Source organism: Kitasatospora sp. NPDC058406 (assembly GCF_042722765.1).
GTDB lineage: Bacteria > Actinomycetota > Actinomycetes > Streptomycetales > Streptomycetaceae > Kitasatospora.
Genome location: NZ_JBHXKE010000108.1, coordinates 13,425 through 30,639, shown reverse-complemented (window position 1 = coordinate 30,639; position 17,215 = coordinate 13,425). Strand labels below are relative to the sequence as shown.

Here is a 17,215-nt window from a genome sequence, read left to right as displayed (position 1 = left end):
GGTGGACCCTCGGGGGCCGGGGCTCGGACACTCCGTGCCGGGCGGCTACCAGGGCCCGTAGGGCCCCATGTTGCGCCGGTCGCCCCGGTCGCCACGGTCGGTCAGCGCCCGGATCGCCGGGCGGACGTCCACCACGTAGACGATCGCCGCGACCAGGCCCGCCAGGGTGAGGAAGCTGGTCAGGAAGTCCGCCCCGAAGAGCAGGTCCAGCCCGAACGCGATGCCGAGGACGGCCAGCCAGAACCCCTTGGTCTTCTTGTCCGCCGCCCGGTAGGAGTCCTCCGGACGGGTCGCCGCGTCGATCAACGCGTACAGCTTGTAGCCCAGGATGGCGACGGCCAGCCACCAGAACGGATTCAGGTAGTCCAAGACCAGGATCTGGCCCACTCCGGCCATCACGGCCTCCTCTGCATCTCGACTGCGGCACCCCTGCCGCCCATCCTGGCACGGTGAGCCACCCGCCAGGGGGTCAACGTCCCCGCATCACCGGGGCGCGCCCCGACCCGGCCCGCCACTGCTCCCGCTCCGCCCTACTCCGCGGACTTACGGGCGCGGCCGCTCTTCCTGGGGGCGGGCACGTCCTCCTCGACGAGCTCGGCCTCGATCGGCTCGACGTCGATCGGCTCGACGGCCGCCGTCCCGGCCTCGACGGTCGCGTCACCGTCGGCGTCGGTCCGGCCGCGGTCGACCACGACCTTGCCGCGCTCGGCCAGCTCGTCGTAGGTCTCCTTGGCCTTCACCGCCAACTCGACGGCGCGGCCCACCTGCTGGAGCGCGAACGTCTGGGCCTTCTCCTGCAGCACCTTGAGGTCGGAGGGCAGGGTGGTGACCGAGCCGGTGACCTTGGCCTGGGCCTCGACCAGCCGGGCCTGGGCCTCGGCCAGCCTGGCGGTGGCCTTCTCCTGCGCGCCCCTGGGGTCCGCCGCGAGTGCCTCCACCTTGCCCGGCACTTCGCGGAGCTTCTCGTAGGCGAGGTCCCCGGCGCCGGCGAGGGCGTAGAGCGGGGTCGGGTCGGTCAGGGTCTTCTTGATGTCGTCCGTGATCGGCATGGCCGGTCCTCCCGTGGTGTTCAGGGCGTCTTGCCCTCGTCCTCGTCCGTACGCTCGTCCGTACGCTCGTCCGCACCGGGTCGCCCGTCGGCGGCGTTCTCCTTGAGAAAGGCGTCGTAGACCGCGAGCAGCGCCTGCTTCTGCTGCTCGCTGATCAGTGGATCGGCCAGGATCGAGGCCCGCAGCTCCAGCCCCTCACCGCGCCGCTCCTCCAGGATCCCGGCCTGGACGTAGAGCGTCTCCGCCGAGATCCGCAGCGCCTTGGCGATCTGCTGCAGGATCTCCGCGCTCGGCTTGCGCAACCCTCGCTCGATCTGGCTGAGGTACGGATTGGACACGCCGGCGACCTCCGCCAACTGCCGCAGCGAGTACTGCGCGTTCCGCCGCTGCTCGCGGATGTACTCGCCCAGCGAGCCGACGTTCAGTGAGGCCATGCGACCACCCTGCCCCACCCTGCTTGCAAATGCAAGCGAAGTGCTAGCACCAGCAAACGCGCGGTTCCGCCCCGCCGGCGACGACCGGACACCCGGCCGGGCTCCTCGGTGACCCAGCCGCCGAGGAGCCGCCGGTCAGGTCCGGCAGGTCAGGCCGGGAGGCGGACGGGCATCAGGATCGAGAAGGTCCCGGGGTGGCCGGGGGTCCGGATGGCGAGCGGCGCCACGGGGCCGCCGAGTTCGAGGACGAGCTGACCGGGACCGGCGTCCGGGAGGGCCTCCAGGAGGAAGTCCCGGTTGACCGCCACCCGGGCGGACTCCGGGACCCGCTCCGCGTCGGGGGCCGCGACGGTGAGCCGGCCGTCGGCGTCGAGCGTGAGGACGGCGACCTCGCAGTCGGCGCCGTGCGGGCCGGACGGCAGGCTGCCGGTGGCCGCGGACCGGACGGCGTCACGGAGTTCGGCGGCGGACAGGTCCACCCGGTGGACGGGGTCGAGTCGGGCCAGCGCACGGTAGTCGGGGTAGTCGTGGCCGAGGGTGGCCCCCTCGATGCGGTGGCCCCCGGTCTCGACCCGGACGGAGCCGTCGCCGAGCGCCAGTTCCGCCCGCTCGGCACCCGAGCCCAGCAGCGCGCGGACGGCGTCGACCAGGGCGGTGGGGACGATCACGGCGACGGACGCACCGACGGCGGCAGGGGCATCGGGGGCTGCGGGGGCTGCAGGGGCGGCCGGGGCGTCGGCCACCCGGTCGGCGGTCACGGGCAGTTCGGCGAGCGCCATCCGGTAACGGTCGGTGGCGACCAGCCGCAGCAGGCCGCCGTCCAGGTCGAACAGCACGCCCGCCAGGACCGGAAGTTCGGGGTCACTGCCCACCGCGAAGCGGACCGCGTCCAGGGCGTCGGCCAGCTCCCGGGCGGGAACGGTGAAGCGGTGCTCGATCGTGGTGACGGTCATGGGACTCTCCCTCTGGTCGATCAGTCGGCGGATCAGGGAGAGCTCCCGGCGGGCGTCGGCGAGGCCGTCCTCCAGCCGGCCGAGGTGCGCGTCGAGCACCCGGTGGGCGACTGCGGCGCCCGGGGCCGCGCCGAGGACGGCCCGGATGTCGGCCAGCGGCAGGCCCACCCGTCGGAGCCGGGCGAGCAGCCGGGCGTCGGCGAGCTGTCCGGGCGCGTACCAGCGGTAGCCGGTCCGGGGATCGACCCAGGCCGGGGCGAGCACGACGGCGCCGTCGTAGAAGCGCAGCGCGCTCACGCTCAGGCCGCTGTCACGGGCCAGCTCACCGATGCTTCGCAGGTCGCTCTCCATGTCGGGGACTCTGGGGGCTCGACCAGGTCGAGGGTCAAGTCGCGGGGGTGGGCAACGCGGCCGGAGGCGTTCCTCCGCTCGCACGTCCGAGGTCCGACGATACCGATGCGGCACTCGACGAACCGGCCTCGAACCCCGCCCCGAGGAGGACAGGATCTGACCTAGTTAGCCGATACCTTCAGTACTACCGAAGCGGGAACACCCCACCGACGAGAGGCCTGCCGACCATGCCCACCCTGGTGAACGCCGAGACCGACGAGCGCAACGCCCTCCTCTCCTTCGTCGCCGCGCAGCGCGGCGGCCTGCGCCGGGCCGTCCTCGGACTGACCGAGGAGCAGGCCGCCACCCGGCCGAGCGCCAGCGCCCTCTCGCTGGCCGAGCTGGTCAAGCACGCGGCGATCTGCGAGCGCGAGTGGGTGGTCGGCATCCTGCTGGACCGCGCGGAGGGTCGGCACGACTACCGGGAGAGCTCCTTCGCGCTGACCGAGGGCGAGACCCTGGCCGACTGGCTGGAGCGGTACGCGGAGGTGGCCGCGGAGACCGAGCGGATCATCGAGGAGCTGCCGAACCTTGAGGTGGACGCGCCGCTGCCGGAGGCGCCGTGGTTCCCGGCCGGCTCGCGGCGCACCGCGCGCTGGGTGCTGCTGCACCTGATCGAGGAGACGGCGCGGCACGCCGGGCACGCCGACATCATCCGCGAGTCACTGGACGGCCGGACCGCTTTCGAGCTGGTCGGCGAGGAGCTGGCGCAGGTCGGCTGACGACCTCCACCCGACCGCGACGGCCCGGCCCGGACACTCCGGGCGAGGGCCGTCGCGCCATTGGTTGAACTTTGAACGAAACGGGTCTATGGTGGAGCCATCAAGTTGAAGCCTAAACAACTGGCTTCGAACCCGAGGAGGAGCCATGGGCCTGTTCAACCGCAACAAGACCGCCACCACCGCGACCACCGGCACCGCGACCGCCGTCGTCGACGCACCCACCGGGCCGGACCTCGGCCACCTCAGCGGCGACTGGGCGATCGACACCACCCACAGCGAGATCGGCTTCTCCGTCCGCCACGCGATGGTCACCAACGTCAAGGGCCGCTTCACCGAGTACGACGGCAAGCTGCACCTGGACGGCACCACGCCGGTCAACTCCAGCGCCGAGCTGGTGATCAAGGTCGCGAGCATCGACACCAACCAGACCCAGCGCGACGAGCACCTCCGCACCGGCGACTTCTTCGCCGCCGAGACCTACCCCGAGATGCGCTTCCGCAGCACCTCCGCCGAGCGGGTGCGCAACGACACCTACCGGATGACCGGCGAGCTCACGATCAAGGACACCACCCGCCCGATCGTCCTGGACCTGGACTTCACCGGCACCGCCACCGACGCCTACGGCGCCGAGCGGGTCGGCTTCGAGGGCTCGGCCGTCCTCGACCGCACCGACTGGGGCCTGACCTACAACGCCGCGCTGGAGACCGGCGGCGTGCTGATCGGCGAGAAGGTCAAGCTCAGCTTCGACATCTCCGCAGTGAAGGCGGCCTGACCCGGCCGACCTCGGCCACGGGCCCTGTGCCCCGCATGCCGCGGGCGCGCCCTTCGGCTCCCCCGGCCGACCGCGCGCCCGCATCCGCCTCGCCCCTGCCGACCCCCGAGCGGCAGGGGCGAGGTCGTACTCGGCCACAACAACAGCCGCTTACGGCGTGATTCCTGCCGGGCGCCCGGTTCGCACACGGATTTGACGGCCGGATCCGGCCACGCCGAGGCCCCGCCCGAGTCCGGCCCACCCCGCCCGCCGCGCCCTGCCGCCCGGCTCGGGTCCACTCGGCGATCAGACGGCCAGCAGCGCGCCGTCCGCCGCAGGCAGCCAGCTGCCCGCCGGCCGACGCAACCACTGTTCACGCGCGCCGAGTTCGGCCGCAGCCGCACGCAACGCGACCAGCCCGGGGTGCCGCAGGTCCGGGCGGTGCACCAGGCTCACCAGACTGAGCGGCACCGGATCCACCAGCGGCACGTTCACCGCTCCCGGGATCAACGGGCCGCCGACGGTGGTCAGCATCGGATCGCCGTGCCGGGCGAGGTAGCGGGCGGTCTCGTCCACGCCGACCGGCGGGACGTACGGCGCGGCCGGGGTCAGGCCGTGCTCGCGCAGCAGCCGGACTCCGAGATCGGCCCACTCGGTGGTGGCCGGGTTGCCCGCGCACACGTCCACCGGGTGCCCGGCCAGGTCGGCGAGACGCAGCGCCGGCCGGTCCGCGAGTACGTGCACGGCCTTCATCATCACCGACACCCGCTCCAACCGGACCGGCACCTGCGCGAGTTGGGCCCGCACCCCGGCCGGCAGGCCGGCGAACCGGCCGAACGAGACGTCCAGCCGGTGGGCGAGCAGCTCGGCCGAGGCCGCCGCGAGACCACCGTGGAAGCGTGCCAGGAGTTCGCCGTCCGGCCGGGCCGCGCGGGCCCGTTCGAGCAACCGGCCGCCGGTGAGGTCGGGTCCGGTGACGTCGCTGTTGAGGTCGAGCAGCAGCGGGCGGTGGGCGGCGCCGCTCAGGATCTCGTCGTGCAGGGCCAGCAGACGGCGCGCCCGGGGCAGCAACCCGAGCCCGGCCGGGGTGAGTTCGACGCTCCGCGTGGTCCGGGTGAAGAGCGCGTCGCCGAGCAGCCGCTCCAGCGCGCGCACATCCCGGCTGAGCGCCTGCTGGGCCACGTGCAGGCGCTCGGCGGCCCGGCCGAAGTGCAGCGTCTCGGCAGTCGCCACGAAGCCTCGGAGCAGGCGGGGGTGCAGGTCACGGGACATGGCGGCAGGCTAGCAACGAGGTCGGGCCGGGTCGATCGACAGCATTCTGTTGTCAGTGCGGCGAAACAGGTGTTGGACCACGACCGGTCGCCGGACCGAGGCTGGGCCCCTCCCCCCTCCTCTCCCCGCGGAGTCCCATGCTCGCCTCGTACCGCCGGCTGTTCACCCGGCCCGGCACCGCCGCGTTCACCCTCGCCGGGCTGCTCGGCCGGCTCTCGATGTCGATGACCGGCGTCTCCCTCGTGGTGCTGCTCGCCGACCGGCGCGGTTCGTACGCGCTGGCGGGCACCGTCGCGGCGGCCGGGCTGGCCACCGGGGCGATCGGCATGCCGCTGCTCGGACGGCTGGTCGACCGGTACGGGCAGTCACGGGTGGCGGTGCCGGCCGCCCTGTACAACGCGCTGCCGTTCACCGGACTGCTGCTGCTCGTCCGGTTCGAAGCGCCCGACTGGACGCTCTACGCGTGCTGGGCGGCCTGCGCGGCCGCACCCAATCTGGGCGGCATGGCGCGGGCCCGCTGGGCACACCTGTACCGGGACGACCCGGCCGCACGGCACCTGGCCAACTCCTTCGAACAGGCGCTGGACGAGCTCTGCTTCATGGCCGGACCGGTGCTCGGCATGGTGCTCTGCACCGCGTTCGCGCCGGAGGCCGGGATGCTGACCGCCGGAGCGTTCGGCACCGGCGGCGCCCTGCTCTTCGCGGCCCAGCGGCGCACCGAACCGCCCCTGGCGGAGCGGGCGGCGGGCGAGCGGCACGGCTCGCCGCTCCGGGCGCCGGGGCTGCGGGTGCTGGTGCTGACCTTCCTCGCCACGGGCGTGATCTTCGGCTCGCTGGAACTGACCACCGTCGCGTACGCCGACGCCCTGGGCCGACGGCCGGTGGCCGGGGTGCTGCTGGGGCTGGTGGCCGCCGGGTCCTGCGTGGCCGGGCTGGCGTTCGGGACCCTCCGCCCGCGCCGGGCACCGGGTGTCCGCTTTCTGTGGGGCGTCGCCGCGATGGCCGGACTGCTGCTCCTGCCGCTGGCCGCGGGGCTCGGCGGGGCCGGGCTCGCACTGCTCGGGGCGGCGCTCTTCGTCGCCGGGACGGGTACCGCGCCGACCATGGTCACCGGGATGACCCTCATCCAGGAGCTGCTGCCGCAGAGGCAGTTGAACGAGGCGATGGCGATCGCGGTGTCCGGGATCCTGGTCGGGATCTCGGCCGGCTCCTCGCTGGCGGGCGTGGTCGCGGAGCAGGCCGGACCGGGGGCCGGCTTCTGGCTCCCGGCCGGGGCCGCCTCACTCGCCCTGCTGATCGCCCTGGCCGGGCGGCGCCACCTGGGGGTGGCGGGGGTGGCGGCGCCTGCGGACGCCGCTCCGGAGACCGCAGCGGTGACGGCCCCGGAAGCGTCGGAAGCGCCGACGGCCTCGGGGAAGTCGGGGGCTTCGAGGGCTTCGAGGGCTTCGGACGAAACTGCCGCGCGTTCCGTCAGTGGCGCGTACTAACGTTCGAATCATGACAACGGAGAGCGCCGTCCGGTACGTCCGTGGCGATGCCACGGCTCCCCTGGACCAGGGCGTGAAGGTCATCGCGCACGTGTGCAACGACCTGGGCGGCTGGGGAAGGGGGTTCGTCCTGGCGCTCTCGCGCCGGTGGCCGGAGCCGGAGCGGGCCTTCCGCCGCTGGCACCGGGAGCGCGCGGGGAACGACTTCGGCCTGGGCGCCGTGCAGTTCGTCCGGGTCGACGACTCCCTCTGGGTGGCCAACATGGTGGGACAGCACGGCATCCGCACGGCCCGCTCGACCGCGGTGCCGGTGCGGTACGAGGCGATCGACACGGCGCTGACCGCGCTCGGCGGGCACGCGGCCGGGCTGGGGGCATCGGTCCACATGCCGCAGATCGGGTGCGGGCCGGCCGGCGGCCGGTGGGAGCTGGTGGAGCCGCTGGTGACGGCCCGCCTGACGGACCGGGGGATACCGGTGACGGTCTACGACCGCGACTGACCGGTGGCGGCGTCCGCCCCGGCCGGACGGTCCCCGACCTCGGTCCGGTGCACCCGGGCCGGCCAGGTGTACTCGTACTCGGGCAGCCGGTAGCCGCCGGGGAAGACACCCTCGCCGGTCGCCGTGCGCCGGCCCCCGGCGCGCTCGTAGAACGCGACCGCCCGCGTGTTGGCGGTCAGCACCTCCAGGTAGAGGTCGGCGCCCGGGTGGCGGGTGGCGACGTGGGCGAGCGCCGCGTCCATCAGCTCGCGGCCGATGCCGCCGCCGGTGAGCCCGGGGCGGACGTGCAGGTTGTCGAGCAGCACCCGGCCGTCCGGCTGGGGGACGAGGTAGGCGAACCCGACGACCACGTCGGCCCGTTCGGCGACCAGCAGCTCGGGGGTGACCTCCGGATCGCCGTAGTCGACGGTGAGCCGCAGCGCCCAGATCTCGCGCCGTTCGGCGGCCAGCCCGTCACCGAGCGCCGGCGCCGGGACGATACCGGCGTAGGCGGTCCGCCAGCTGGCGGCGTGCAGCCCGGCCACGGCCTCGGCGTCGCGTCCGGTGCCCCGGCGAATGGTGGTGATCATGTGACGAGCTTGCCACACCCTCCGTGTTGAACATGTTCAATCCCCGCCGCTACAGTCACGACATGCTTTTGAACGCGTTCGAAAGACAAGGCGGCGAAGCGACGGCACCGGATGCGCAGGGGGCATCCGGTGCCGCCCGCACCGACACCGCCTGGGACTGACCGATCGGGCTAGGCTCGGGCCCGTGGACGACCTGGCAGCGACGAACGGTACGAACGGGACCAGCGGCACCAGCGGAACGGACGGCGCCGAGGGCGCCGGGCCGAACTCCGCGGCGCCGTCGGCCGAGGCGCGCGGCAGCCGCGCCCAGCCGAAGACCGACAAGAGCGAGCAGACCCGGGCCCTGATCCTGGAGACGGCCATGCGGCTGTTCCAGGAGCGCGGATACGAGAAGACCACGATGCGGGCGATCGCCACCGAGGCGGGCGTCTCGGTCGGCAACGCGTACTACTACTTCTCGGCGAAGGAATTCCTGATCCAGGGGTTCTACGACCGCATGACGTACGACCACGCCGCGGACGCCAGGAACCGCATGGCCCACACCCGGGAGTTCTCGGAGCGGCTGGAGATCGCGCTGACCTCCTGGCTCGACACGGCCGCCCCGTACCACGAGTTCGCGGCGCAGTTCTTCCGCACCGCCGCCGACCCGACGAGCTCGCTCAGCCCGTTCTCCAACGAGTCCCACCCGGCCCGCGCCACCGCCGTGGCACTGTTCCGCGAGGTGCTGGAGGGCTCCGACCTGGCGCCCAAGCTGGACACCGAGCTGGTGGAGCTGCTGCCCGACGTCCTGTGGCTGCACCTGATGGTCGTGGTGCTCTACTGGGTGTTCGACCGGACGCCCGACACCGAGCGCACCCGGGAGTTCGTCCGGCGGTCGACGCCCATGGCCGCACGCGTCATCAACCTCTCGCGCTACCGGGTGTTCCGCCCGATCGTCCGCGATGCCAAGGGCCTGATCCAGGACTTCATCCTGCCCACCATCGGCAGGACGGCGGTCAAGTAGTCGCCGACGGATCAGAAGCCGTCGAGGTTCCATGCCAGCAGTGGCGTACGGAGCAGCAGGTCGGCGTCGGCCGCCGCACGGGGCCGCAGCTCGGTGACCAGACCGGCCGCGGCGAGCCGCGGCACCGTCTCGCCGCTCAGGTAGAGCGAGCCCAGCACCGAGGCGTCCATCGCCAGATCGGCCTCGTCGGCGGTCCGGCTGCACCGGCCGGTGCCGTCCGCGCCCACGTCGATCGCCCAGCGGCCGGCCGCGTAGCCGTCGCGGTCCTCCACCTCCAGCACCACCCGGCCCGGCGCGCCGTACGTCCGGGCGTTGAAGGCCGCCTCGACGTCCAGCACCCGCAGCCACATGAAGTCGGCGTTGTCCGCGTACGGGGTGGCCGCGCGCGGGTCGTTCAGCAGGAGCGGCAACGGGTCGTCCGGCCCGATGTTCTCCACCACGACCTTGCGCACCCAGTCCACCGAGACGAGGTAGCGCCAGAGTTCGGCGCCGGCGCCCCGGTCGAGGGCGAAGAGGTCGAGCACGGTGAGGGTGCAGTTCGGGTAGGAACCGTCCCAGGCGTCGTCGATCTTGTAGACGGCCAGGCCGGTGGCGGTGCCCTCGGCGTCCCGGTGGACGGCGGCGAAGGGCTCCTTCCAGTCGAAGCCCGGCACCTCGATCTCGCCGGTGTAGCGCTTCCACATCACCTCGTCGCGGGCGATCGCACCTGGCTGGGTGAGCCGCCAGCGGTCGTGCAGCTCCGGGCCGAGCTTGCGGAGCTCCGCCATGGTGACGAGGTCGATCCGCCCGCCGGGCACCGTGGGCAACCCGGCCCGCAGGCCGCCCGCGCGCTGCAGGTCGATGTTCCAGCCGTGGCCCCGGGTGGCCGGTCCGAAGCCGAAGCGGCCGTAGATGTTGTACTCGGCGGCGATCAGGATCGCGACCGCCGCGCCGCGCTCGCGCGCCGCCGCGAGGTCCCGGGCCATCATGCCGCTGAGCAGTCCGCGCCGGCGGTGGGTGGCGGTCACCGTGACGGCCGTCAGCGCGTTCGCCGTGACGACGGCGCCGCCGGGGACGGTCAGCTCGGTGTCGAAGCTGCGGTAGGTGGCGACGAACCTGCCCGCGTCGACGGCGGTGAGCATCCGGCCCGGCTGCCACTGCCGTCTGCGGTAGTCGGCCGCGCTGCCGACGTGCGGGCGCAGGAAGCCGACGACGAGCGCCCGGTCCCACGGCTCGATCTCGTCCTCGGCGATCGACCGGATCTCGATGCCGCCGATGGTGTCGGTCTGCTCCTCCGGCCGGCTGCCCGGGTCACGGGTCCCACCGTGTGCGTCAATGCCCATTCGCCCACCGTACGGCGGGGTTTCGCCAACGGCATCCGATTTATTCCCCCGGCGGCCGTGGCCCTGCGGGCGGTGCCGGCCTCGGGTCGGGGACGGGGTCGGAGGCGGGTCGGGGACGGGTCGCCGGGGCCGCGCCGGTCCGTACGCGTGAGACCGACTCACGGAAGACTGGCGCCATGCGAAAACTGATCTACGGCATGAACCTGACCCTGGACGGCTACATCGCCGCGCCCGGCGACGACATCGGCTGGAGCGTGCCGAGCGACGAGCTGTTCCAGTTCTGGTCCGACCAGTTGCAGGCGACCGACCTGACGCTGTACGGGCGCAAGCTGTGGCAGACGATGAGCTCCTACTGGCCGACCGGCGACCGGCGGCCCGACGCCACCCCGGCGGAGATCGAGTTCGCGCGCCGCTGGCGGGACATGTCGAAGGTGGTGTTCTCCTCGACGATCGACGAGGTCGACTGGAACACCCGCCTGGTCACCGGCGACGCGGTCGCCGAGATCACCCGGCTCAAGGCCGAGGAAGGCGGCCCGATGGACATCGGCGGCGCGACGCTCGCCGGGGCGGCCGTGCGGGCCGGGCTGATTGACGAGTACGTGCTGGCCACCGCGCCGGTCCTGGTGGGCGGCGGCACGCCGTTCTTCACGGCGCTGGACAACTGGGTGAACCTCAACCTGGTGGAGACGCGGACGCTCCCCTGCGGCGTGGTCCTGACCAGGTACGAGACGAGGCGCTGAGCGCCCGTCCCCGGCGACCCGGGCTACCGCCCGAACCACCCACGAGTGAAGCCCTGAACGGCAGGTCTCATGGCAGTGGCACATCTGCCGTCCATCTGCCGAGTGCCGTGAGATTCCGCCGGGGCTTTGGGGCCCCTGCATCGGCGAGGGGCCCGGGTCAGGGGCGGGCGTAGAAGTCGGGGGTGCCCATGATCCAGAGGCTGGCCTGCTTGATCCGCGTGCCCGGGCGGGGGGCCTCGATCATCTGGTCGTCGCCGATGTACAGGCCGACGTGGTGGATGTCGGCCGCACGACCGGTGGAGCTCCAGAAGACCAGGTCCCCGGGACGCAGCTGACGGTAGGTGATCGGGGAGGACTGCGCGTACTGGTCGGCGGCGAAGTGGTTGAGCGGCTTGCCGCCCTGGCGCCAGGCCATCATGGTCAGCCCCGAGCAGTCGTAGCCGCCCGGCCCCTCGCCGCCCCAGACGTAGGGCAGGCCGATCCTGGACTTCGCGAAGGCCACCGCGGCGGCGGCGCCCTCGGCCGACCAGGGCCGGGCGGGCGGCGGGACGGCGGCGGGCGCGGCGGGCCCCTTCGCCGCCCCGGAGGCCTTCTCGGCAGCGGCCTTCTCGGCGGCCGCCCGATCGGCAGCCGACTTCTCCGCCGCGGCCCGCTCGGCGGCGGCCCGTTCCGCCGCCGCCCGCTCGGCGGCTGCCTGTTCCGCCGCGGCCCGCTCCGCGGCCTCCCGTTCCGCCGCGGCCTTCTCGGCAGCGGCGCGGGCGGCGGCCTCGGCCTCCCGGGCGGCGATCGCCTCCAGTGCCTCGCGCCGTTGCCGCTCCATCTCGACGGTGGTGTGCCGGGCGGCGGCGAGGTCGGCGAGCAGTTGCTCCCGCCGCAGTCCGACCGCGACGACCTGCTCCTGCTGCGCCGTCAGCCTGGCCTCGGCCCGCTCCCGGGCCGCGCCGACCTCAGCTGCGGCCCGGGCGGCGGTCTCGGTGGCGACCCGCGCGGCGCTGGACGCCCGGCCGGCGGCTTCCGCCGTCGAGACCGCCGCGTCGAGGATCTGCCGGGTCCGGTCGCTGGCGACACCGACCACGGCGGCCTGGTCCCCCGCCTCGCGCGGCCCCCGGGCACCGAGGAGCGCGTTGACGGCGGAGAGCCCGGCGCTGGTGCCCTGCCGGTACGTTTCGGCGGCCAACTGGGCGGCGCTCTCGGCGGCCTCGACCCGATCGGCCTCGGCCGCCGCGGCCCGGTCGCCGGCGGCGGACTCCTCGACGCGGGCCCGGGTGAGGCCGAGCTGCGCGCCGTTGTAGGCCTCGACGGCCTGCTCTGCGGTGCGGCCGGCCTGGTCGAGTTCGCCCTTGGCCGCGGTGAGGCCGGCCTCGATGGCGGCGACCGAGCCGGCCCGGCGGTCGGCCTCGGCCCGGGACTCGTCGATCTCCTGGGCGGACGGGTACGCCCCCTCCCCCGGCCCGGCTGCCACGGGGGCGGCAGCGCCCGGTTCGGCGGAGGTGGCCGGCTCGGCTGGGGCGGCCGGCTCGGCGGGGGCGGCCGTCGCCGCGGGAAGGAGACCGAGCAGGGCGGTGAGGGCAATCAGGAGGGTCGGCAGGATTCTGCGCGCCACGGGTCACCCCTTCGAACGGTCACGAGGGAGGACGGCCCGCCGTACCCGGCGGCGGCGGAACCGCGCCCGTTCGGCGAGATCCGGCACCGGCCCGGCGACGGCCCGACGACCGGGCGGCCGGATGACCCGACGACCGGGCGGCCCGACGACCCCCGTCCGCCGATGACGGCCGGACGAACCATCCCATTGCGTGACAAGACGGTCACTGACCGCCATGTTCTCAAGCCGGGCGGCTTTCACACCTGAAGCCCGCACCCGCCGGCCGGGTGACTATCGGATGATCTGACCGGACATTGGCCCCGACCCGATGGCCTCGGACCTGCTCCAACGCAAGGTACACGCACTACCGGCGGATCCGTGGCGTGTGCGTCCGCAGCCGGCGCGGGCGGTCGGGCCGGGCCTCCAGACCGGTCGGACGGGCCGCGTACGTCCGGCTGCGGCCGGCCCGGACGGTGCGCCGGCGCTGCCGCGCGCCGCCCTCCCGGCCCGGCGGGTCCGCCGGAGCGCCGTACCCGCCGAAGCCGCCGGCCCCCCGGCCTCCGGCCCCGTGCTCCGCCGCGCCCGCCGCCGAGCGGCGGTCGGCCAGCCGGGCGGACCGGCGGGCCAGTGCCCGGGCGGTGTGCGCGTCGAGGTGGGCACTGGCCCGGGCGGCCATCCGCTCGGCCACCCGGTGCGCGGCGGGATGGTTCGCCGGCACCTTGTCGGGGGCGCCCGCGATCAGGTCGAAAAGCCAGGTGCGGGCGACGTCCGCACGCCGGTGCAGTCGGCGCTCGCGCCGGAGCGCACGCGCCCGTCGGCGCGGGCGCGTGGCGTAGCGCCAGCGCGCCCAAGGACTGCTCGGCCGCCCCAGCCGGATCGCACCGATCCAGGAGAGGCCCGGCACCATGATCCCGAGCAGACCGGTCCACACCTTGCCCTTGAGGAGGGTCACGATCGAGGCCAGCGCGTTGATCGAGATCACGGTGACCAGCCCCCACCTGGTCTCCTCGCCGGGGACCACACCCAGCGGCACGTACCCGATGAGCAGCAGGCCGGTGAAGAGGATCCCGAAGATCACCGCGTCCACCGACTTGCGGCCCTGCTCGCTCCAGTACACGTCGTCGAGGTGCAGGATCAGCGCGAACTCGTCCAGCACCAGACCGCAGCCGATGCCGAAGAGCAGCCCGAAGACGTCGATCCACGGGTGCCCGCCGTAGGTGGCGAACACCCCGATCCCCCCGGCCAGCAGGAAGCCGAGACCGAACACCATGTGGTGGATGTGGAGCCCACCGGGGGTCACGTTGCCGGGCCACCAGCGCACCTGGGCCCTGATCATCCGCACGCTGAACCGGATGAAGACGAAGGACGTGATGAACCCGACCAGCAGCAGGAGCAGCGGTTGCTTGTGCGTGGCGACGATGTGGTCGCGGTAGCCGTCCAGCAGTGTGGTCATGCGTCTTACCTTCGTTCCTGGTACTGCGTCCGCTCTGCCACGACATGGCCCGGGGGCCAACGGCGTCCGAACCCGTGCCCGTGGGGGCGTCAGAAGCCCCGCGTGCGCTTGGCCGCCCGCCGGGGGACGACCGGGGCCAGCGACGGCCGCTCGACACCGACCGGCAGCTTCATGAAGAGACGGGCGATCTCACCGCCCAGGTTCACCCCGATCGCCAGCGCCAGGGCGATCGCGGCGGCCCGGGTGATCTGGACCAGACCCCCGCTCGCGTGCCCCTGGGCGAAGGAGAGCATGCCGAGGTAGAGCGCCGAGCCGGGCATCAGCGGCCCGATCGCGGCGGTCACGTACGGCAGCGCGGAGCCGTTGCGGTAGCGGGCCATCAGCTGCCCGAAGAGGCCGACCAGGCCGGCCGCCACGCCGGTCGCGACGATCGGCGAGATGGCGGCGTTGTAGACCAGCACGCCGTAGCTGGCCCAGCCGATGCCGCTGTTCAGGGTGACCAGGGCGAGCGAGCGGCGGTCGGTCTGCAGCAGCATCGCGAAGGCCAGCGTCAGCACCAGCGCGGCGATCATCTGGACCGGCGGGTAGTTGACCCCGACCAGCGACTCGTCCGGCCGGAGCTTGGCCTGGAACCCGACCCCGAGGTACAGGATCAGCATCACGCCGATGACGATGCCCGCCACCAGGTAGATCACCTCCAGCAGCCGGGCCGCTGCGGTGATGTAGAAGCCGGTCAGACCGTCCTGGACGGCGGCGACCAGGGCCCGGCCGGGCAGCAGGGCGAACAGCCCACCGGTGATCACCACGGATCCCCGCAGGCCCAGGTCGTTGAAGGAGAGGATGAGGCCGGAGGCGGCGGCCGGCATCGCGGCCAGCACGAACTGGTAGAACTCCGGCAGCCCGCGGCGGGCGATCGTCGAGGCCATCCGGTCACCCAGCACGGCGGCGACGAAGGCGCTGATGAAGACCAGCCAGGCCTTGTCGTCGATCCGCCCGCCGACCAGGAAGGTCGCCGCGCCGGCCAGCAGACCGGTGTTCAGCGCGAGCAGCCAGGCCGGGTACGGGTGCCGGTTGCGGCGGATCAGCGCCAGCCTGCGGTACGCGTCGTTGACGCTCACCTTCTCGGCGGTGATGTCGGCGACCAGCTCGTACACCGCGTTGAGCCGGGTGTAGTCGGAGGTCCGGCGGCGGACCACGCGGTCGGCGGTGATCGGCGGCTCGACCAGCGACGGCTGGTGCGAGATGCCGATCAGGGTGAAGGTGACCTGCGGCTCGCAGCGGTCCAGCCGGTAGGCGTGCGCGATGCCGAGCATGGCCGCCTCGACGTCCTCGGCGGCCTCGCCGCTGGCGAGCAGCAGCTCGCCGATACGGAGCGTCAGGTCGAGGATGCGGGGGACGTTGCGGCCGGCGGAGGGGTGCAGCTCGCGGGCGGTCCGCTCGAAGGACGGGCGCTCGGACATCGGGATGCGCAGCAGGGTGCGCATCCGGTCCGGCCAGGGTGCCTCGCCCGGGGCTCCGGGCATGAGCGCGGGGACGGCGACGCCGGTGGGCGGCGTGTAGCCGGCGGCGCGCCACTCCTCGGGGGTGAGGGTGTCCTCGGCACCCGGACGCCGGCGGTACGCCGCGGCCCGCGGCTGGTCCGGCCCGGGGAGGGGCTCGGGTCCGGGCTCCGGCTCGGGAAGGGGCTCCGGCTCGGGCTCCGGTGCGGGCTCCGGCTCGGGCGTCAGCAGGCCCTTGGTCTCGGGGGCCGGCAGGAGGAACGGCACCAGCACGGTGTGCTCGGCGACGGGAGCGGGGTGACCGAGCAGTCCTTCCGTGGGCGGCGCCTCCGACGGGTGGACCGGCTGCGCCCCGGGCGCCGGACGGGCCTGCCGCTGGGGCCGGGCCGCTCGGCCGCCCCTGGCCCTCTTGCCGCCACCCGACCGGCCCCGCTTAGGCACTTCCACTCCTTGCCGCCCCTGACGGCGCCGGGCCACCCCGGGCCGCCGTTCGATCTCCGGATACACCTTGCCTGATCGAACTGCCGGACGCACATGTACGCGGCGGCGAGCACGGCCCCGCCCGGGCTCCTCCCCGGCGGGGTGGGCGCACGAGGCGGGGTGGTGCGGCGGCTGGCGGCGGGAGCGGCAGGGCGGCGGCGCGGCGGCGGCGGGTGCGCGGCCGGGCGCGGGGTGCTACCGGGCGCGGTGTCGGCCGCCGGCCGACACCGGCGGGGCGTGCTCGGCGGACCCTGCCTGCGCGGCGGACGGCACCGGCCCGGCGGACGGCCGGGACCGGCGGGCGCGGAGCAGTTCGACGGCCACGGGGACGACCGAGAACAGCACGATGCCGATCAGGATCGCCTCGATGTGCTCCCGGACGAACGGGATCTGCCCGAGGAAGTACCCGAGCACGGTGACGCCGCCGCCCCAGAGCACGCCGCCGATGACGTTGAAGAGGACGAAGGTGCGGTAGTTCATCCTGCTCACCCCGGCGACGATCGGGGTGAAGGTCCGGACGATCGGCACGAAGCGGGCCAGCACGATCGCCTTGGGCCCGTGCCGGTCGAAGAAGGCAGCCGCCTTCTCCACGTTCTCCTGCTTGAACAGCCGCGAGTCGGGGCGCCGGAACAGGCTCGGTCCGACCTTCCGGCCGAACAGGTAGCCGACCTGGTCCCCCGCCACCGCGGCGACCACGATCAGCGAGCAGACCAGCCAGAGCGGCTGCTGCAGGTAGGTGTCGCCGGCGACCAGCAGGCCGGCGGTGAAGAGCAGCGAGTCCCCGGGGAGGAAGAAGCCGATCAGCAGGCCGGACTCGGCGAAGACGATCGCGAGGATGCCGATCAGCTCGAAGGTGGAGATCAGGTAGGTCGGATCGAGCCAGGACGGGCCGAGGGCGAGGCTGGTCACGGGGCGGACTCCTGAAGGGTCGACTCTTGGCAATGAAACAGTAAAGCATTCACCAAGAACTCCCCCTACCGTCAGGTCCGCCCCGTGGCCGCAGGGGCTCC

General features: G+C 73.6%; 17 protein-coding genes. 6 read left to right on the top strand and 11 right to left on the bottom strand.

What is annotated here, in order from left to right:
• Positions 1-45: 45 nt before the first annotated feature.
• The 4 genes from ACFWOG_RS21865 to ACFWOG_RS21850 form a co-directional block, all read right to left on the bottom strand.
• On the bottom strand, positions 46-396 hold the full coding sequence (locus tag ACFWOG_RS21865; RefSeq protein ID WP_329951380.1) for a DUF2516 family protein: 351 nt from the start codon (positions 394-396) through the stop codon (positions 46-48).
• A 134-nt stretch (positions 397-530) separates the two neighbouring features.
• Entirely contained in the window at positions 531-1,049 is a 519-nt protein-coding gene (locus ACFWOG_RS21860; protein ID WP_380360417.1) for a hypothetical protein, read from the bottom strand.
• Positions 1,050-1,069: 20 nt separating this feature from the next.
• A complete protein-coding gene (locus ACFWOG_RS21855) occupies positions 1,070-1,483 on the bottom strand; it encodes a helix-turn-helix domain-containing protein (protein WP_380360415.1) in 414 nt (137 codons plus the stop codon).
• Between the two features lie 149 nt (positions 1,484-1,632).
• Positions 1,633-2,787, bottom strand: coding sequence for a MerR family transcriptional regulator (locus ACFWOG_RS21850; RefSeq protein ID WP_380360413.1), 1,155 nt, complete (start codon positions 2,785-2,787; stop codon positions 1,633-1,635).
• A 227-nt stretch (positions 2,788-3,014) separates the two neighbouring features.
• On the opposite strand from ACFWOG_RS21850, the gene ACFWOG_RS21845 reads away from it, so the two are divergent.
• Both ACFWOG_RS21845 and ACFWOG_RS21840 read left to right on the top strand, forming a co-directional pair.
• Positions 3,015-3,548: a DinB family protein gene (locus ACFWOG_RS21845; RefSeq protein WP_329885616.1), complete on the top strand. Its 534-nt coding sequence runs from the start codon at positions 3,015-3,017 to the stop codon at positions 3,546-3,548.
• A 145-nt stretch (positions 3,549-3,693) separates the two neighbouring features.
• Entirely contained in the window at positions 3,694-4,320 is a 627-nt protein-coding gene (locus ACFWOG_RS21840) for a YceI family protein (protein WP_329885617.1), read from the top strand.
• Between the two features lie 285 nt (positions 4,321-4,605).
• Here the strand turns inward: ACFWOG_RS21840 and ACFWOG_RS21835 are convergent, their stop codons facing one another.
• On the bottom strand, positions 4,606-5,571 hold the full coding sequence (locus tag ACFWOG_RS21835) for a LysR family transcriptional regulator (RefSeq protein WP_380360411.1): 966 nt from the start codon (positions 5,569-5,571) through the stop codon (positions 4,606-4,608).
• Between the two features lie 137 nt (positions 5,572-5,708).
• On the opposite strand from ACFWOG_RS21835, the gene ACFWOG_RS21830 reads away from it, so the two are divergent.
• Together ACFWOG_RS21830 and ACFWOG_RS21825 are read left to right on the top strand one after the other, a co-directional pair.
• Entirely contained in the window at positions 5,709-7,058 is a 1,350-nt protein-coding gene (locus ACFWOG_RS21830) for an MFS transporter (RefSeq protein ID WP_380360409.1), read from the top strand.
• A 10-nt stretch (positions 7,059-7,068) separates the two neighbouring features.
• Positions 7,069-7,557, top strand: a complete 489-nt coding sequence (locus tag ACFWOG_RS21825) for a macro domain-containing protein (protein WP_380360407.1) — start codon at positions 7,069-7,071, stop codon at positions 7,555-7,557.
• On the opposite strand, the gene ACFWOG_RS21820 is transcribed toward ACFWOG_RS21825, so the two are convergent.
• Positions 7,542-8,126: a GNAT family N-acetyltransferase gene (locus tag ACFWOG_RS21820; RefSeq protein ID WP_329885621.1), complete on the bottom strand. Its 585-nt coding sequence runs from the start codon at positions 8,124-8,126 to the stop codon at positions 7,542-7,544. The two genes, ACFWOG_RS21825 and ACFWOG_RS21820, sit on opposite strands and share 16 nt — an antisense overlap.
• A gap of 184 nt (positions 8,127-8,310) precedes the next feature.
• Between ACFWOG_RS21820 and ACFWOG_RS21815 the strand changes: the two genes are divergently transcribed.
• Complete coding sequence (locus tag ACFWOG_RS21815) at positions 8,311-9,129, top strand: TetR family transcriptional regulator (protein ID WP_380360405.1); 819 nt, start codon at positions 8,311-8,313, stop codon at positions 9,127-9,129.
• Between the two features lie 11 nt (positions 9,130-9,140).
• Here the strand turns inward: ACFWOG_RS21815 and ACFWOG_RS21810 are convergent, their stop codons facing one another.
• Positions 9,141-10,451, bottom strand: a complete 1,311-nt coding sequence (locus tag ACFWOG_RS21810) for a GNAT family N-acetyltransferase (RefSeq protein WP_329951372.1) — start codon at positions 10,449-10,451, stop codon at positions 9,141-9,143.
• A 176-nt stretch (positions 10,452-10,627) separates the two neighbouring features.
• Here ACFWOG_RS21810 and ACFWOG_RS21805 point away from each other — a divergent pair, with 176 nt between their 5' ends.
• Entirely contained in the window at positions 10,628-11,191 is a 564-nt protein-coding gene (locus tag ACFWOG_RS21805) for a dihydrofolate reductase family protein (protein WP_380360403.1), read from the top strand.
• Between the two features lie 157 nt (positions 11,192-11,348).
• Here the strand turns inward: ACFWOG_RS21805 and ACFWOG_RS21800 are convergent, their stop codons facing one another.
• The 4 genes from ACFWOG_RS21800 to ACFWOG_RS21785 form a co-directional block, all read right to left on the bottom strand.
• On the bottom strand, positions 11,349-12,794 hold the full coding sequence (locus ACFWOG_RS21800) for a C40 family peptidase (RefSeq protein ID WP_380360402.1): 1,446 nt from the start codon (positions 12,792-12,794) through the stop codon (positions 11,349-11,351).
• Positions 12,795-13,137: 343 nt separating this feature from the next.
• Positions 13,138-14,226, bottom strand: a complete 1,089-nt coding sequence (locus tag ACFWOG_RS21795) for a hypothetical protein (protein WP_380360400.1) — start codon at positions 14,224-14,226, stop codon at positions 13,138-13,140.
• Positions 14,227-14,315: 89 nt separating this feature from the next.
• Positions 14,316-16,166: a threonine/serine exporter family protein gene (locus ACFWOG_RS21790; protein WP_329885627.1), complete on the bottom strand. Its 1,851-nt coding sequence runs from the start codon at positions 16,164-16,166 to the stop codon at positions 14,316-14,318.
• 234 nt (positions 16,167-16,400) lie between these two features.
• Entirely contained in the window at positions 16,401-17,114 is a 714-nt protein-coding gene (locus ACFWOG_RS21785) for a VTT domain-containing protein (RefSeq protein WP_329952339.1), read from the bottom strand.
• Between the last annotated feature and the right edge of the window lie 101 nt (positions 17,115-17,215).

Coding starts and splice junctions, on each gene's coding strand:
- ACFWOG_RS21850 (WP_380360413.1), bottom strand. CDS start 2,787: ATGGAGAGCGACCTGCGAAGCATCGGTGAGCTGGCCCGTGACAGCGGC.
- ACFWOG_RS21810 (WP_329951372.1), bottom strand. CDS start 10,451: ATGGGCATTGACGCACACGGTGGGACCCGTGACCCGGGCAGCCGGCCG.
- ACFWOG_RS21830 (WP_380360409.1), top strand. CDS start 5,709: ATGCTCGCCTCGTACCGCCGGCTGTTCACCCGGCCCGGCACCGCCGCG.
- ACFWOG_RS21855 (WP_380360415.1), bottom strand. CDS start 1,483: ATGGCCTCACTGAACGTCGGCTCGCTGGGCGAGTACATCCGCGAGCAG.
- ACFWOG_RS21860 (WP_380360417.1), bottom strand. CDS start 1,049: ATGCCGATCACGGACGACATCAAGAAGACCCTGACCGACCCGACCCCG.
- ACFWOG_RS21795 (WP_380360400.1), bottom strand. CDS start 14,226: ATGACCACACTGCTGGACGGCTACCGCGACCACATCGTCGCCACGCAC.
- ACFWOG_RS21835 (WP_380360411.1), bottom strand. CDS start 5,571: ATGTCCCGTGACCTGCACCCCCGCCTGCTCCGAGGCTTCGTGGCGACT.
- ACFWOG_RS21865 (WP_329951380.1), bottom strand. CDS start 396: ATGGCCGGAGTGGGCCAGATCCTGGTCTTGGACTACCTGAATCCGTTC.
- ACFWOG_RS21840 (WP_329885617.1), top strand. CDS start 3,694: ATGGGCCTGTTCAACCGCAACAAGACCGCCACCACCGCGACCACCGGC.
- ACFWOG_RS21825 (WP_380360407.1), top strand. CDS start 7,069: ATGACAACGGAGAGCGCCGTCCGGTACGTCCGTGGCGATGCCACGGCT.
- ACFWOG_RS21805 (WP_380360403.1), top strand. CDS start 10,628: ATGCGAAAACTGATCTACGGCATGAACCTGACCCTGGACGGCTACATC.
- ACFWOG_RS21845 (WP_329885616.1), top strand. CDS start 3,015: ATGCCCACCCTGGTGAACGCCGAGACCGACGAGCGCAACGCCCTCCTC.
- ACFWOG_RS21820 (WP_329885621.1), bottom strand. CDS start 8,126: ATGATCACCACCATTCGCCGGGGCACCGGACGCGACGCCGAGGCCGTG.